Below are 14,462 nucleotides of genomic sequence, written 5' to 3'. Positions count from 1 at the left end.
AATTCTATATTTAGATTATATTTGTATGAGGTTTTGGTTTGAGTTGAAATAAGTTTTACACACTATTATGAAGGGGTGAGAGAATATGATTAAAAAATTTCCCGCTAATTCAAGACATGAGATGAATCATGGATGGCTGAAAACGCATTTAAGTTTTTCCTTTGCGGAATATCATGACCCAGAAAATGAATCCTTTGGTCCATTACGTGTACTTAACGATGATGTTGTAGCTCCTTTACGAGGCTTTGGGAAACATCCACATAAGGAAATGGAAATAGTCTCAATCGTCTTATCAGGGCAATTACAACATGAAGATAGTCAAGGTAATAAGGCAACGACGACTTTCGGTGAAATTCAACGAATGTCAGCAGGGACTGGAATATTTCACTCGGAGGTCAATCCATCAAGTGAAGAAGATGTTAACTTTTTGCAGCTTTGGTTTTTCCCGAAAGAACAAGGTGTAACTCCTTCATATGAAAAGACAGCTTTTGATATAGGAGCGATGAAGAACCATTTACTACCTGTTGTCGCTAATCATCCTAACAATAGTAAAGTAGCACATATTAATCAAGACCTAACGATCTATTTAGCTGATTTAGAGTCAGATAACGCTATAGCGTTTACACAAGATAAAGATAGAAAAACGCTCATTTTCGTCATTGAGGGAGAGTTACTTCTTAATGGAAATACAACATTAAATAAGAGAGATTCAGCGCGTATTGTAGACGTAACGTCTCTAAAAATAGATGGGGTTGGTCAGTCACGGTTTATGCTAATTGATTTGCCTGCATAACTTAGCACACTTTAGGAAATCATAGGTTGTCACAATATTGGAGGTGATGCCTTATTGGAAGTGATTAACCAATTAGGTTATTGACTTCTACATGTTAATGAGGAGGATAAACAATGGGATTTATTAATAATATTATAAATAAATTTAAAACTAATAATGGGAGTGTAGAAAAAATGACAAAAGTATTATTTGTAAAAGGAAATCCAAAACAAGAGAAAGATTCATATTCATTACGCTTAGCAAGTGCTTTTATTGATGCGTATAAAACTGAAAATCCAAATGACGAGATTATTGAGCTAGATCTATATAATGAAAATATCCCTTTTATTGATGGTGATGTGTTATCTGCATGGGGGAAATTCGCAGCACAAGAAGAGCTTACTGCAACTGAACAAGAAAAAGTAGGTAGAATGAATGAGTTAACTGATCAATTTATAGCAGCTGATAAAGTGATCTTTGCTGCACCAATGTGGAATTTTGGTTTTCCGCCGATGGTAAAAGCTTATATTGATACAATTTCAATTGCTGGAAAGACATTCAAATATACTGAAAATGGTCCAGTGGGGTTATTAGAAGATAAGCCAGTTGTTTTATTAGAAGCACGCGGGGGAATTTATTCAGAAGGTCCAGCAGCAAGTGCGCAACATACTGTAAGCCATTTACAAACTGTTATGGGCTTCATAGGCATTCAAAATTTCCAAACAGTTGTAGTTGAAGGTGTTAACTTTGACCCTTCAAATGCCGAGAACATTTTCCAAAATGCGGCTAACAAAGCAAAAGAAGTAGCAAAAACATTTTAATAATGACAAAAAAACCACGTCACATTAGCGACGTGGTTTTTTTATTGTTGCTTTACCAAGGTGTTGTAATCGTATTAATAAATTAAAATGTATCCAACTTCCAAATCCCTCACTAAAATGCTGTCAATTACGAGCCCTTTTCGTAAACTTTGTTGACATTGAAACTAATTTAGACAAACAATTAATAATTTTATGCAATTGACTTCAATTTAAATATGAAAAGATGCAGCGAATACTTGGTTTATACGTATTCTGTTCATAGTACGACAAGCAACAATCAATGCGAAAACAGCCATTACATAAAAGCATAATAGCTTTCATTACTCAGTATTAATAGTATTTACATATAGAACAGATATGTATTTGAGTTTGAAAACAATTCATTTGTTTTTATTGTCCTATTAGCGTTAAACTTTACATAGAAGTGTTCAAAAAAGGCGAGCTATGTCAGTCGCTAATATATGGAGGCATACTATGAGCTTAGAACTTAATCAAAAAGCACCTGATTTTCAACTATTATCAAATACTGGTGAAGAAGTAAAACTATCAAATTATTTAGGAAAAAATGTTGTAGTATATTTTTATCCAAAGGACATGACACCTGGGTGTACAACCGAAGCGTGTGATTTCAGGGATAGACATGAACAGTTTACTGAATTAGATACAGTAATTCTAGGGATTAGCCCGGATCCAATCGAAAGGCATAAGAAATTCATTGAAAAGCATGGATTACCTTTCTTATTACTCGTTGATGAAGACCATAAAGTTGCTGAAGAATACGATGTTTGGAAGTTGAAGAAAAACTTTGGTAAAGAGTATATGGGAATTGAAAGATCAACTTTTGTCATTGATAAAGAAGGAAATGTGGTAAAAGAATGGCGAAAAGTTAGAGTGAAAGACCATGTAGAATCAGCTCTACAATTTATAAAGGATAACTTACAATAACAAAGGTAAATCAATCGGTTTTTCATAAGGCTCTCTTCATTTGTTGCTAATAATACCAAACGACTAGGAGCGGTCATATTCGGTTGTTATCGTTTTATGGGAGAGAGATGGTACGAGTTGTGTTTAGTACGAAAAACAACAATTAATGCAAAAAAGACTTACTTTAAGAGTGTAGAGAAGATACATAATTTCTCTACACTTTTTTTATGCCATTTTAGACTTGTCCATATATTGACAATTATATTGTTACGGTGTACTATGTAACTAGAACACTAAAACAATTATTGAATAAAATTATTAGGAGGTAGCGAAATGGTAGGAACAAGTTCCTTTAGTGGGTTATTGAAAAAAGATTTTTTACTAATGAGAAGTCATTTAGTCGCTGTTTTAATTTTAAATACAGCAGCCTTTGTTTTAGGGTGGTACCTTTATTCAAAATTATCATGGTCTAACTTTGATATTGGACTTAATGGGTTAGAGGTGATAGATGATCATTTAATTAAATTTATTCCGTTGTTAACTATTAGTGTATTGCATGTCTTATTTTTAAGTGTATATATGTTTTCTAGCTTGAATAAAGAAGCAAAAAAAATGCATTTATGGCTGCATAATCCTCAACCATCGTTTCAGTTAATAGCTAGTAAATTCTTAAATGGCTTTTGTGCATTAATCATTTCACAAGCAACAATCATCATTTTTATATTAATTAACTTCATTCCGCTATACGGAGAATTACAATCACCAATTTTGGCTGAAATATTTAATTTTGCCTCGCTAGAGATGTTCTATATTATTAGTATCTCAACAGTACTTTCAATCACCGTTCTCTTTTTTTGGGTAATATACCGTTTCATTAAAACTAGAATAGGTAAAGGATCCAAATTAATACTTTTCCTTATCATTATCGTATCACTTTATTTCTTTAACTCTTTGATGAATTTATCAATCATCGAGGTAATGTTAGAGTGGGGTGCTTATGAGATATATTATCCTAGTATTTTTGTTAGTGGAGCAATCTATGCAGGTTCACTCTTGTTTTTCTTAATATTCACCGCATGTTTGTTTTTCATATCATCATGGCTTATTGACAAGAAGTTGGAGGTATAAAGTAATGGAAGACTTTCAAGCAAATAGACCGATTTATATGCAATTAGTAGACCGGATTAGTCATAAGATTGTTAGGGGAGAGTTAAAACCGGGTGATAAATTAAAATCAGTTCGTGAAATGGCAGTTGAATCAGGGGTAAATCCGAATACGGTTCAACGAACTTATAGCGAAATGGAAAGGGTGGGTATTGTGGAAACGAGAAGAGGGCAAGGGACTTTTGTATCAGAAAGTGAAGAAAGGCTGGAAATGTTAAGAGAACAGCTTAAATCAAATCACATTATGAAATTCATTCAAGAAATGACTGCAATGGGATTTAAGCAAGATGAAATTATAAGAGACATCCAATCCTTTATGGTAAAGGAGAATATGAAATGATTGAATTACAAAATGTTACGAAAAAATATATCGGTAAAACAGCTTTGCATAATGTAAGTTTATCATTTCCTGAAGGTAAGATTATAGGAATTATCGGCGAGAACGGCAGTGGGAAATCCACCCTTTTGAAGTTGATGGCTGGATTAATACAACCTTCGCAAGGCTTTGTGAAAGTAGGTAATATGCAAGCTGACAGACGAATTTGTCATGTTGTAACCTATTTATCTGAGTTAGACGATTATTATCCATTTTACACCGTCAAGCAGACAATAGAATTTTTTGCAACTCAGTTTGAAGATTTTCAGTTATCCAAAGCTTTTGAGATTATGAAGTTTATGAAGTTAGATCCAAATCAAAAGGTTAAGCATTTATCTAAAGGGAACCGAGGTCGATTAAAAATCGTGTTATCTCTAGCTAGGGATGTACCTTATATATTAATGGATGAACCTTTTTCAGGGCTAGATCCTATGGTAAGAGAGTCAGTTGTCAAAGGGCTCATATCGTTTATCAATTTGGAAAAACAAACTGTTATTATAACAACTCATGAAGTGGATGAAGTTGAACCTTTACTGGATACGGTTGTTGTAATTAGAGATGGTAATGTAGTTAATATTACTGATGTTGAGCATTTACATGAGGAAAAAAATATTGGTATAGTAGATTATTTGAAAAGTTTACATGAACCTAAAAGTAGTTGAGGATTTTGAAAAAGAAAATAAATGTACCTCCCTTCACCTAGATATATGACGAAAGGATGGGGAGGTTATTTTTTTTCATGCGTAAGATTTGCGCAGGTTTATTTTTCTGAATTTTAAGTATATTCAAAACTGAATGTAACAGCTTGATTGTTAGTCTTAATTAGCTATAAGCCTTAAGTCTTAGAGAAGTATAATACTCTGGCACGTTATGTAAAAACCTTGTATTAGCTAAGATTGAATTACGTAAAGTTGTGAGTCTTAAATCCAGGGTGAGCTTGTTTAAGTTAACGTGAATATTGGAATTGGGAAGAGAGGCTTTTCTACACGGTCAATCAAACTTGTATAGGTGCTGTATAGAAGTCCAATTACACCATGGAACTTAAATAGATGAATATCTTAGTGAATTCAATATACGTGGAAGAGAAGGGAGAAATAAATATGAAAAAAGTTTTATTTTTACCATTGTTAAGAATGCCATCGGGGCATCATCAAGTTTCAGAGGCTTTCATTCATTCAATTAATTATCATAACCAGTATGTAAAAACGAAGAAGGTAGATTTGCTTAGTCATTCAAATCCTCCTTTAGAAAAGTTTATTACTTCGTTTTACCTGAAATGGATTAAACTAGCTCCGCACTCTTATGAATGGGTTTATAAAAACTTTGGATACTCAACATCTAAAAACTACTCCTTACAATGGTATGAGTTACTCTTTTTAAAGAATATGGAAAAACTCCTGCAGGAAGAGAAACCTGATTTAATAGTAGCTACACATGGCTTTCCATCATTTTTAGTTAGTCGTTTAAAAGTAAAAAATAAAATCGACATACCTTTAGTCAATGTTTATACTGACTTTTTTATTAATAATGTATGGGGAAGAGAAGGTGTTGATTTTCACTTTGTTTCAAGCGAACAAATGAAAACATATTTAATAGATGAAAATGGAATATCACCAGATAAAATTATATTGACTGGTATACCAATTAGTGAAGTATTCAATGGCATGAACAGGCAGTTTAAGCAAAAGGAGAGATATCATATTCTCATATCAGGTGGTAGTAGTGGTTTAGGAAATATAACAGACTTCTTGAGTAAAGTTGATATAGGAGAAACAACTCAATTTTCTGTATTATGTGGTAAAAATGAAAAACTGTTTCAAGATCTCAAAAATAGCAAGAACCCCTATATTACTCCATATCCATATATCTCTTCTAGAGAAAAAATGAATGACTTATACGAAGATGTTGATGCAATTGTTTCGAAACCTGGCGGAGTAACTGTCAGTGAAGCTTTGCAAAAAAGGTTACCTATCTTTATAGAATCTGCCTTACCAGGTCAAGAAGATTTTAATTTGGCATACCTACAAGAGAAAGCACTCGTGTACAAACTAAATACTAATACCCCACTAAATCAACAACTTATGGACAAATTAAATAATAAAGAAAACTGGGAAGAACATCAACGTAGAATAGAAGAACATGTTCAAAGTTTTCATAACCCGTATGAACAACTATTGCAAATTATGAAAACGACCAACCGCATAGAGGTTGGTTACGTTGGCTAAAAGAAAGGCATTTTAAGTTGAGTTTTGTTGAAATTGTCCAAAATTTAGGAGTTGTTGGTTTATTCATCTCAATGTTTTTAGAAGGATCTTCATTACCTTTCCCTGGGGTAATAGTTGTATTATCGTATGGATTTTTATTAAACCCTAGCTATGTTAATTTGGTTGTTATTTCAATTGGCATGGCAATGATATATACATTGGCAAGCTTCATTCCTTATTTAATTGGTTTAAAAATGAGTTCTATATTTCCTAAAAAACTTCAAAAGGGGATTAACAAAGCCAGGTGTTGGTTTCAAAAGTACGGGACTTGGAGTATTTCTTTATCTAGACCATTTGGTATGGGGAATTATATTTCATATATAGCAGGAATGGGCGAAGTGAAGGCTAGCGTTTATACTATTCATACATTTTTAGGTATTTTACCATGGTCATTTTCGGTGTTATTAATAGGCAAGATTGGGAACGAAATAGCAATAAGAGATTTTTTCAAAGAATACCAGGTTTATATTTATTCATTCTTGATCGTAGTGCTGTTTATTTATGGTTTATATATATGGTGGAAGGTAACAAACAATACTAATGAAGTGAAGGAGCAAGTTCAAAAAATGGATATGATAGACAGTGAAAAGCAACAGAACTTAGCTCCGGTGTTCGATACGTTAGTTCGTGGGGTCCGTGAGGAGAGAAAAAAAGAGGTAATGAAATAATTCGCTCCTATCCATCTCTAATATGAAAAATTATAGAAACAGGAGGAAGTAATTAATGATGGAAACTGGTTTATCACTGAGTGGAGGCTCTTTAAGGGGAGCAGCACATATTGGAGTTCTAAATGAACTACAATATCAAAACATAGATATTACACATATTGCTGGTACGAGCGCAGGTGCATTAATTGCGGGTTTATATGCATGCGGGATGAGACCAGAACAAATGGAACATGAGCTAGAAGATTTATCAATAAGGAAAATGTTAGATATACAAGTGGGCAGAAAAGGATGGGTAAAAGGAAAACGTATTTATGAAAAGTTAGTTCAGCTTACAAATGGTAAGCATTTTTCAGATCTTGACATACCATTAGCAATTATAAGCTTAGACCTTATTTCTGGACAACTGGTTATTATCAAGTCAGGTGAAGTTGCTAAGGCGATTCATGCAAGTATCGCTATTCCTGGTATATTTGCACCTGTAAAACATGGAAATCAACTGCTCGTTGATGGTTATATCTTAAATAATAATCCAGTAGATGTGGTGAAAGATATGGGGGCCCAACATATTACAGCGGTGAGCATTAAAGGATCAAAAGACAGTAACCCAAAACATATTTTTCATCAGCTTTCAAGATATATAGGAGTTGCAAGTAAATATCATACAAGCCAGCTCGTAGAGAAGTATGCAGATTTAATCATTAATATTGACCTTCAAGGGGTCGCTCGCTCTGAGAGAAAATCTATGGACAGATTTATTGAATTAGGAAGGCAACAAGCGTGTGGAGCTTTTTCTAGTTTAAATATGAATGCTCGTGAGAATGTTGCTAATATTTATAAGCAGAAGGTTGTTTAATACTGGGTTTAAATGGATTTTTTATATAGAATGAGAACGCATATCACTATGAATGGACATTAGGGTCTTATCGTTACTAGGACTTGAGTCTTAATAGAAAATAGAGCGCAGGCGCGTTATGAAAAAGTGTAAATATAGATATGATGGACTTAAGAAAGGAGGAACATAATAATGAAAAATGTTGGTTTGTTTATAATCGGTGGAATAGCTGCAATGGTGTTAATTTCATCACTTGGACCAATGGTTGGATTAGCAATTAATCTTCTCATCCTCTATTTAGTTTTCAAACAGTTTATGAAAACTAAATCTACATTCGCTAAATTCGGATGGGCGTTAATCGGTATTGTGATTCTTATGATCGTTGGGTCACACATTCCAGCTGTTATTGGTTTTGCAGCCGCTTATGTTTTATATATTGTGTATAAAAAATGGAATGCTAGTCAAGATACGATTGAAGAAACAGATGATCCCTTTGTAAATTTCGAAAAACAATGGTCAGAAATGAAAAGATATAATTAAAAGGAGATGACGAGAGATGGCTAACATAATTTCAAGGATAAGAAGTAGTATTGAAGCAGATTTACATGATGCTCTAGATAGAAAAGAACATAAAAATCCTGTGGCGGTTTTAAATCAGTATTTGCGACAATGTGAGCAAGAAACAGAAAAAGCCCGCAAATTATTAGAACGTCAATATACATTAAAAGATGAATTTACTCGCGAATATAAGCATGCAAAACAATTTGCAGAAAAAAGAAAACGACAAGCTGAAATCGCTTCTCAAGCAGATGAAAAAGAATTATATGATTTCGCAGTACAAGAGCAAGCTCAATATGAAGAGCGAGCATACCGCTTAAATAACTTACTTACAGAAGCTACTCAACAAGTAGATGTCCTTGAACGAAAATATGAGGAAATGAAGCATAAGGTAAAAGATATGCACATTAGACGAATGGAGCTTATGGGTCGAGAGAATATTACTCGTGCACATCACCGTATGAACAAAGTAATAAATTCGAATGACGCAACGAACAGTCCTTTCACTAAATTTGAAGAGATAGATAATTATCTAGATCGATTAGAACATGATATGAATAGTTCATATTTTAGAAACACAATTGATGCACGGATTGCTCAATTAGAAAAGGAAGCAAAAAAAGAAGTAAATTAGAAGAAACGCATTCAAATTTCTAGACTAGACATGGTATGCTAGAAGGCGTAGGTAACTGCGCCTTTTCGGCTCTAAAAATTGACTTATAGTGTGAGCTCTATCGAGTAGCCATACAATATTAAAGAAGAGGTCTTATACAGAGAGGAGTAAGCCCATGTTTAATAAAATAACTACTGAACAATTAAGCTGGATTGTAGTAATAATAATCGCTATGCTACTGCTAGAGGTTTCATTTTTTAACAGTGGGGTTATCTTTTCTCTAATCGTATCAATAAGTTTAATTTATATTGGCCGCAAACGTATGCCGAAGGCTAGTGGGAAAATTCTGTTTTGGTTTGGGTTGCTTTTTACATTATTAAGTGTAACAGGGATGATGACGTTTAAACTCTTGCTGTTGGTCATCATTATCTTCTTAATTAATAGTTTCGTACAATCGAAAAAAGAACCATCTACTATTAAGCCAACAATAAAAGAACCTGAAATGATAGCTTCTGAGGAAACATTAATTACACGTTCACCTCTTATGAAAAATATTTTAATTGGGCAACAACAAACACCATCTCATGTATATGAATGGAACGATGTTAATATTCAAGCTGGTATTGGTAACACCGTAATAGATTTAAGTTATACTGTTCTTCCTAAGGGAGAAACAATTATCTTTATTAGAAATTTTATAGGTAATATTGAAGTTCTTATACCATATGATTTAGAAGTTAGTATTCGCCATTCAGTTTTCATTGGTTCATCAACGGTGTTTGAAGTACATGATGCTAATATGTTTAATCAAGTGTTTAGCTTACAAACCCCTCAATATGATAATGTTGACCAGAAAATAAAAATTGTTACCTCAATGATAGTGGGGAATATTGAGGTGAAGCGAGTATGAATGCAATCCAAAGGCAGCTGATTATTGGTTTAAGTATGTCAATGATTGTCTTACTAGTGACATTGATTGGTACATTTCTAGTATTTCCATTACCAGAATGGAGCGTTTTGTGGAAGAAAGAAATAATGGAGATACCGTTTGTACTATTTATTGTTGTAACAAGTATTATTGTTGGGCTTCTTTTTGGCGCGATCTCTGGATTATCTTGGAGAAAGCAACTTATATCAATAAGTGGTATGCTTCATCAAATGGAAACTGGTCACAAAATAAAAGTAGATGAAAAAGCTCCACTCAGTGAAATTCAAGCTATTCATGATCGAATGGACAACATCCAAAGAAAGATGTCGGAACAGACTAAATTATCACGAAAGCTAGCTAATGAAATAGTGGAGGATCAAGAGCAACGAATTCAAGAAATGATTTCTCAAGAGAGGAATCGTTTAGCTCGTGAATTACATGATTCAGTTAGCCAACAGCTATTTGCAGCATCTATGTTAATGTCTGCGATTAACGAAGCAAATCCCCTTTCAAATGAGCGTGAAACGAAACAGTTAAAAATGGTTGAACAAATGATTCATCAATCCCAGCTAGAAATGCGTGCCCTGTTACTTCATTTGAGACCAGCTGCTCTAAAAGGGAAGTCTCTTCAAGAAGGGATTGAGATGCTATTAGTGGAATTATCCCAAAAAGTATCAATGTCAATCCAATGGAAAATTGAAGAGACACCTATGGAAAAAGGAGTGGAAGATCACCTGTTCAGAATTTTACAAGAATCGCTATCAAATACATTGCGTCATGCGAAGGCTACTAAACTTGAAGTGTTATTGATTCAAAGAGATGAACTAATTATTTTACGTGTAGTAGATGATGGAGTGGGCTTTGACGTGGAGGAAACGAAAGCAGGTTCTTATGGATTACAGAACATGTATGAACGGGCGATCGAAATAGGTGGTACGATGAATATAGTAAGTGTGAAAAATAATGGTACCCGTCTTGAAGTGAAAATACCGATATTAAGAAATGAGGGAGAAGCTGGTGATTAAAGTATTATTTGTTGATGATCATGAAATGGTTCGTATAGGTGTGTCATCATATTTATCTGCCCAATCAGACATAGAGGTGGTCGGAGAAGCCGATAATGGGAGGGATGGCGTTGAACTTGCACTTTCATTACGTCCAGATATCATACTTATGGATTTAGTAATGAAGGAGATGGATGGGATAGAAGCAACTCAGATGATCATCGATCAATGGCCAGAAGCTAAAATTATTATTGTTACGAGTTTTTTAGATGATGAAAAAGTATATCCTGCTTTAGAAGCTGGTGCAACGAGCTATTTATTAAAAACTTCAAAAGCTAATGAAATTGCTAATGCAGTGCGAGAAACGTATCGTGGTCAGTCAGTCCTTGAACCTGAAGTAACAGGGAAGATGATGCGGAAAATGCGACAAAAAAATGTGCAGCTTCTACATGAAGAACTAACAAGTAGAGAAATGGAAATTTTATTATTGATGACAGAGGGGAAAACAAATCAAGAAATTGCTGATGAGTTATATATTGCATTAAAAACGGTGAAAGCACATGTTAGTAACATCTTAAGTAAATTGGAAGTGCAAGATCGAACACAAGCGGTGATTTATGCTTTTAAGCACTCGTTAGTTAAGTAATCATATACATATTACCCCTGTTAAATCTCACCTTAAAGCCTATCTTTTTTTGTATAGGGGCAAACATCCAAACGAATTCATCTTAGTTGAGTATGATAGTATTGTAGGGCATACCTCCTCAGTATTCAATACAATTCATTTTGCGGGATATAGTTCCGCATTTTTTTGTGTATGGCTCTTTTCGTTAACTTTGTTGCTTTTTTACTTACATTCGATTAACTGATGCTTATTATATGCTTTTTATAACCTTTAGGGAAGGAAAGTTGCTTCAAACATTATTTATATTCTCGTATCGTTCTTATTACGAAAAGTAGCAATTAATGCGAAGGCAGCTTTGTGTATCAAGAAGTTAGGGGCTTGTTATTCATTTGAAGTGAAGAAGGATCATTTCGTTAACTTCTTGGTAAAATTAACAATGTAGAATAGGCTCTATCCGCTAGTCATAGCCTAAACGCTAGTAGCATAATTGTTTTGCATTAGTAGGTAAAACAATAACTAGTCCGAATAAATCTTGAAAAGTGGTTAATAATTAAATAATTTGAATTATTTTTTTCGAAAAATGCGTAAAATTAGATTTCATCTCATATAGTAAAGGTGTATATATTGACAAAACTGAGTATAACAATGTAGACTAATTATAAATATTATAAAGTAAGAATCTTTTTTAGGAGAGAGGTGCATGACGGTGTCCCATCATGACCAATTGAAAGAAGCTCTTGAGGCGTTAAAGCAAACAGGGGTTAGAATTACCCCACAACGTCATGCGGTTCTTGAGTATCTTATCCATAATGTGTCACACCCAACTGCTGACGATATTTATAAAGCGCTTGAAGGTAAATTTCCTAATATGAGTGTAGCAACAGTATATAATAACTTAAGGGTGTTCCGTGAAGTAGGTTTAGTTAAAGAGCTAACATATGGAGATGCATCCAGCCGATTTGATTATGTTACAACAGATCATTACCATGTGATATGTGAGGAATGTGGTAAAATTGTTGATTTCCATTATCCTGGATTGGATGAGGTAGAAGCATTAGCGGAACATGTGACAGGATTTAAAGTAAGCCATCACCGTATGGAAGTTTACGGAGTATGTGAAGATTGTCAACAAAATAAAAAGCACTAAAAAGCTGATGGTCGAAAAGACTATCAGCTTTTATCTTATAAGATGTTATTTTGTAATTGTTTTTTTGTCTTTCTTATTATATTTTTCATTAAATTCTTTTCCTTCAAGTGATGGATCAAGAGTTAGCGGTTCGTTGCAATACATACATATATCTACTTTACCTAACATTTTTGTTGTCTTTTGGCATGATGGACACACTACTTGAACAGTTTTTGTAGATAACATACCAATCCAAAAGTAAACAACCGTACTAGCTACAATACATAGAAGACCTAAAATCATAAAGACAGTCATCGCAACAACTGATGACCGAAAGAATATACCACCATACATTACAAGAACCCCAATAAAAATCAAACTAAGAGCAAATGTGCGTATTTTGTTTATTTTATTTGAATATTTTTTAGCCATGCCGTCAACCTCCTAATTTAATAATATAGCATAACTAAAATAGAAATGTACACGCTTAACAATTGCATTGTATAGACATAAGAGAGTATATTTATTGATATCAATAGTTTCTATATTAATAACTTCAAAAATTAAAGGTTATTTAAAATTAGTATCGAATAAATAATTATCAAAAAAGGGAGGAACTTAAAATGGAAGATATACTTCGTCCCATTTATCAGGAAAGAGCGAGTCATAAAAATACAATAGGTGTAATTATCGTAGAAAAAAAGGGAGAAGCTGTTAGTTCTATCACCGATACATTTGATGCTGTGTTATTAGTCATTATTAAAGATTCAGAACAATCGGTTCAAATTAAACATTATGAATTCAACGAGAACAAAGCTGCCTTACATATTGTAGATGAAAACCAATTAAATGAATGGGTATTGCTAGGCTCTAATAGAAAAGTTATTGAATGGTTAATGAATGGACGGGTTTTATTTGATAGAAATGAATACATTCACAACCTTAGAAATGAGTTAGAGATGTTTCCTAGAGACTACCGTAAACTAAAAATGGGCGTAGAATTTGCTAAACTAATTAGAAGATATTTAGAAGGTAAAAAATTTTATGACTCTAAGCAATATCTAGATGCGTTTAATTATGTTGTTCATGCACTGCATCATCTTGCCCGTTTAGCGGTTGTTGAAAATGGATTTCATCCTGAGGTTCTTGTTTGGGGACAAGTGAAACAAATTGAACCTGAGATTTATAAGTTATATGAGAAATTAATTGAAGGTGAAGAAACATTAGAAAAAAATTTAGAGTTATTATTTTTAGCTAGTGATTTTCTTATTAGTTCAAAAATTGAGCTAGGCTCTGAACATTTACTTGAGGTTTTATCAAGCAAAGATGAACCATGGACTTATGAAGATATAATGAATCATTCACAGCTTACTCATTATTCAATAGACCTTTCTATTATGATAGAATTCTTAATAGAGCGTGGATATATTCATGTGCATAAGGTGGAAACAAAAGGTCAACATATTTATCACAGATGTTATTCTGTAGAAAGTAATTAAAAAAATATAAAAAAGCATATTGACGTATAATTATCCCCGTGATATATTTATATTCGTCGCTGCGGAACAATGTTTTAAAGCAGCAAAACATAAAAACAAACTAAAAAAAGTTATTGACATAACAATTTGAAAATGTTATATTAAAAAAGTCGCTTATGAGCGATAACTTGAAAAAATGTTCTTTGAAAACTAAACAAAACAAAAGCGTCAACGTTAATTTTTTTGAACAAATGAGCAATCAAACTTTATTGGAGAGTTTGATCCTGGCTCAGGACGAACGCTGGCGGC

17 protein-coding genes are annotated in these 14,462 nt (G+C 33.4%); 16 read left to right on the top strand and 1 reads right to left on the bottom strand.

All coding sequences use genetic code 11. The annotated features are described in order from the left end of the window. Positions 1-85 precede the first annotated feature (85 nt). From SLH52_RS18890 to perR, 15 genes are all read left to right on the top strand, one after another. Entirely contained in the window at positions 86-793 is a 708-nt protein-coding gene (locus SLH52_RS18890; RefSeq protein WP_320210809.1) for a pirin family protein, read from the top strand. 173 nt (positions 794-966) lie between these two features. Next, positions 967-1,593 carry an FMN-dependent NADH-azoreductase gene (locus SLH52_RS18885; RefSeq protein WP_320210871.1) on the top strand — a complete coding sequence of 209 codons (627 nt, stop codon included), beginning with the start codon at positions 967-969 and terminating at the stop codon, positions 1,591-1,593. Positions 1,594-2,067: 474 nt separating this feature from the next. Further along, positions 2,068-2,538: a thioredoxin-dependent thiol peroxidase gene (gene bcp / locus SLH52_RS18880; protein ID WP_214480471.1), complete on the top strand. Its 471-nt coding sequence runs from the start codon at positions 2,068-2,070 to the stop codon at positions 2,536-2,538. 312 nt (positions 2,539-2,850) lie between these two features. Continuing rightward, positions 2,851-3,645, top strand: a complete 795-nt coding sequence (locus SLH52_RS18875; protein WP_320210808.1) for a hypothetical protein — start codon at positions 2,851-2,853, stop codon at positions 3,643-3,645. 4 nt (positions 3,646-3,649) lie between these two features. After that, the gene (locus tag SLH52_RS18870) at positions 3,650-4,021 is read left to right on the top strand and encodes a GntR family transcriptional regulator (RefSeq protein WP_214480469.1); all 372 of its coding nucleotides are present in this window, start codon (positions 3,650-3,652) and stop codon (positions 4,019-4,021) included. Then, positions 4,018-4,719, top strand: coding sequence for an ABC transporter ATP-binding protein (locus SLH52_RS18865; RefSeq protein WP_214480468.1), 702 nt, complete (start codon positions 4,018-4,020; stop codon positions 4,717-4,719). Before SLH52_RS18870 ends, SLH52_RS18865 begins: the two co-directional genes overlap by 4 nt. 438 nt (positions 4,720-5,157) lie before the next feature. Continuing rightward, on the top strand, positions 5,158-6,282 hold the full coding sequence (locus SLH52_RS18860) for an MGDG synthase family glycosyltransferase (protein ID WP_320210807.1): 1,125 nt from the start codon (positions 5,158-5,160) through the stop codon (positions 6,280-6,282). Between the two features lie 17 nt (positions 6,283-6,299). Continuing rightward, on the top strand, positions 6,300-6,989 hold the full coding sequence (locus SLH52_RS18855) for a DedA family protein (RefSeq protein WP_320210806.1): 690 nt from the start codon (positions 6,300-6,302) through the stop codon (positions 6,987-6,989). 55 nt (positions 6,990-7,044) lie between these two features. Continuing rightward, positions 7,045-7,842 (top strand): patatin-like phospholipase family protein, encoded by a 798-nt coding sequence (locus SLH52_RS18850; RefSeq protein ID WP_320210805.1) that lies wholly within the window; start codon positions 7,045-7,047, stop codon positions 7,840-7,842. Between the two features lie 171 nt (positions 7,843-8,013). Continuing rightward, positions 8,014-8,361, top strand: a complete 348-nt coding sequence (locus SLH52_RS18845; RefSeq protein ID WP_320210804.1) for a flagellar basal body rod protein — start codon at positions 8,014-8,016, stop codon at positions 8,359-8,361. Between the two features lie 16 nt (positions 8,362-8,377). Further along, positions 8,378-9,013: a PspA/IM30 family protein gene (locus tag SLH52_RS18840; protein ID WP_320210803.1), complete on the top strand. Its 636-nt coding sequence runs from the start codon at positions 8,378-8,380 to the stop codon at positions 9,011-9,013. A gap of 154 nt (positions 9,014-9,167) precedes the next feature. Beyond that, positions 9,168-9,902, top strand: coding sequence for a cell wall-active antibiotics response protein LiaF (liaF, locus tag SLH52_RS18835; protein WP_320210802.1), 735 nt, complete (start codon positions 9,168-9,170; stop codon positions 9,900-9,902). Continuing rightward, positions 9,899-10,945, top strand: coding sequence for a sensor histidine kinase (locus SLH52_RS18830; protein WP_320210801.1), 1,047 nt, complete (start codon positions 9,899-9,901; stop codon positions 10,943-10,945). Before liaF ends, SLH52_RS18830 begins: the two co-directional genes overlap by 4 nt. Beyond that, entirely contained in the window at positions 10,938-11,570 is a 633-nt protein-coding gene (locus SLH52_RS18825; protein WP_320210800.1) for a response regulator transcription factor, read from the top strand. Before SLH52_RS18830 ends, SLH52_RS18825 begins: the two co-directional genes overlap by 8 nt. 679 nt (positions 11,571-12,249) lie before the next feature. Beyond that, positions 12,250-12,696 (top strand): peroxide-responsive transcriptional repressor PerR, encoded by a 447-nt coding sequence (gene perR, locus SLH52_RS18820; RefSeq protein ID WP_250886470.1) that lies wholly within the window; start codon positions 12,250-12,252, stop codon positions 12,694-12,696. Between the two features lie 45 nt (positions 12,697-12,741). On the opposite strand, the gene SLH52_RS18815 is transcribed toward perR, so the two are convergent. Then, complete coding sequence (locus tag SLH52_RS18815) at positions 12,742-13,107, bottom strand: YgzB family protein (protein WP_320210799.1); 366 nt, start codon at positions 13,105-13,107, stop codon at positions 12,742-12,744. A 191-nt stretch (positions 13,108-13,298) separates the two neighbouring features. On the opposite strand from SLH52_RS18815, the gene SLH52_RS18810 reads away from it, so the two are divergent. Next, entirely contained in the window at positions 13,299-14,174 is an 876-nt protein-coding gene (locus SLH52_RS18810) for a nucleotidyltransferase-like protein (protein WP_320210798.1), read from the top strand. Positions 14,175-14,462: the final 288 nt, after the last annotated feature.

The sequence above is a fragment of the Cytobacillus sp. IB215665 genome (genome assembly GCF_033963835.1).
GTDB lineage: Bacteria > Bacillota > Bacilli > Bacillales > SM2101 > Nanhaiella.
Note: the sequence above shows the minus strand (reverse complement) of the source record. Positions and strands in the feature narration are given on the sequence as shown.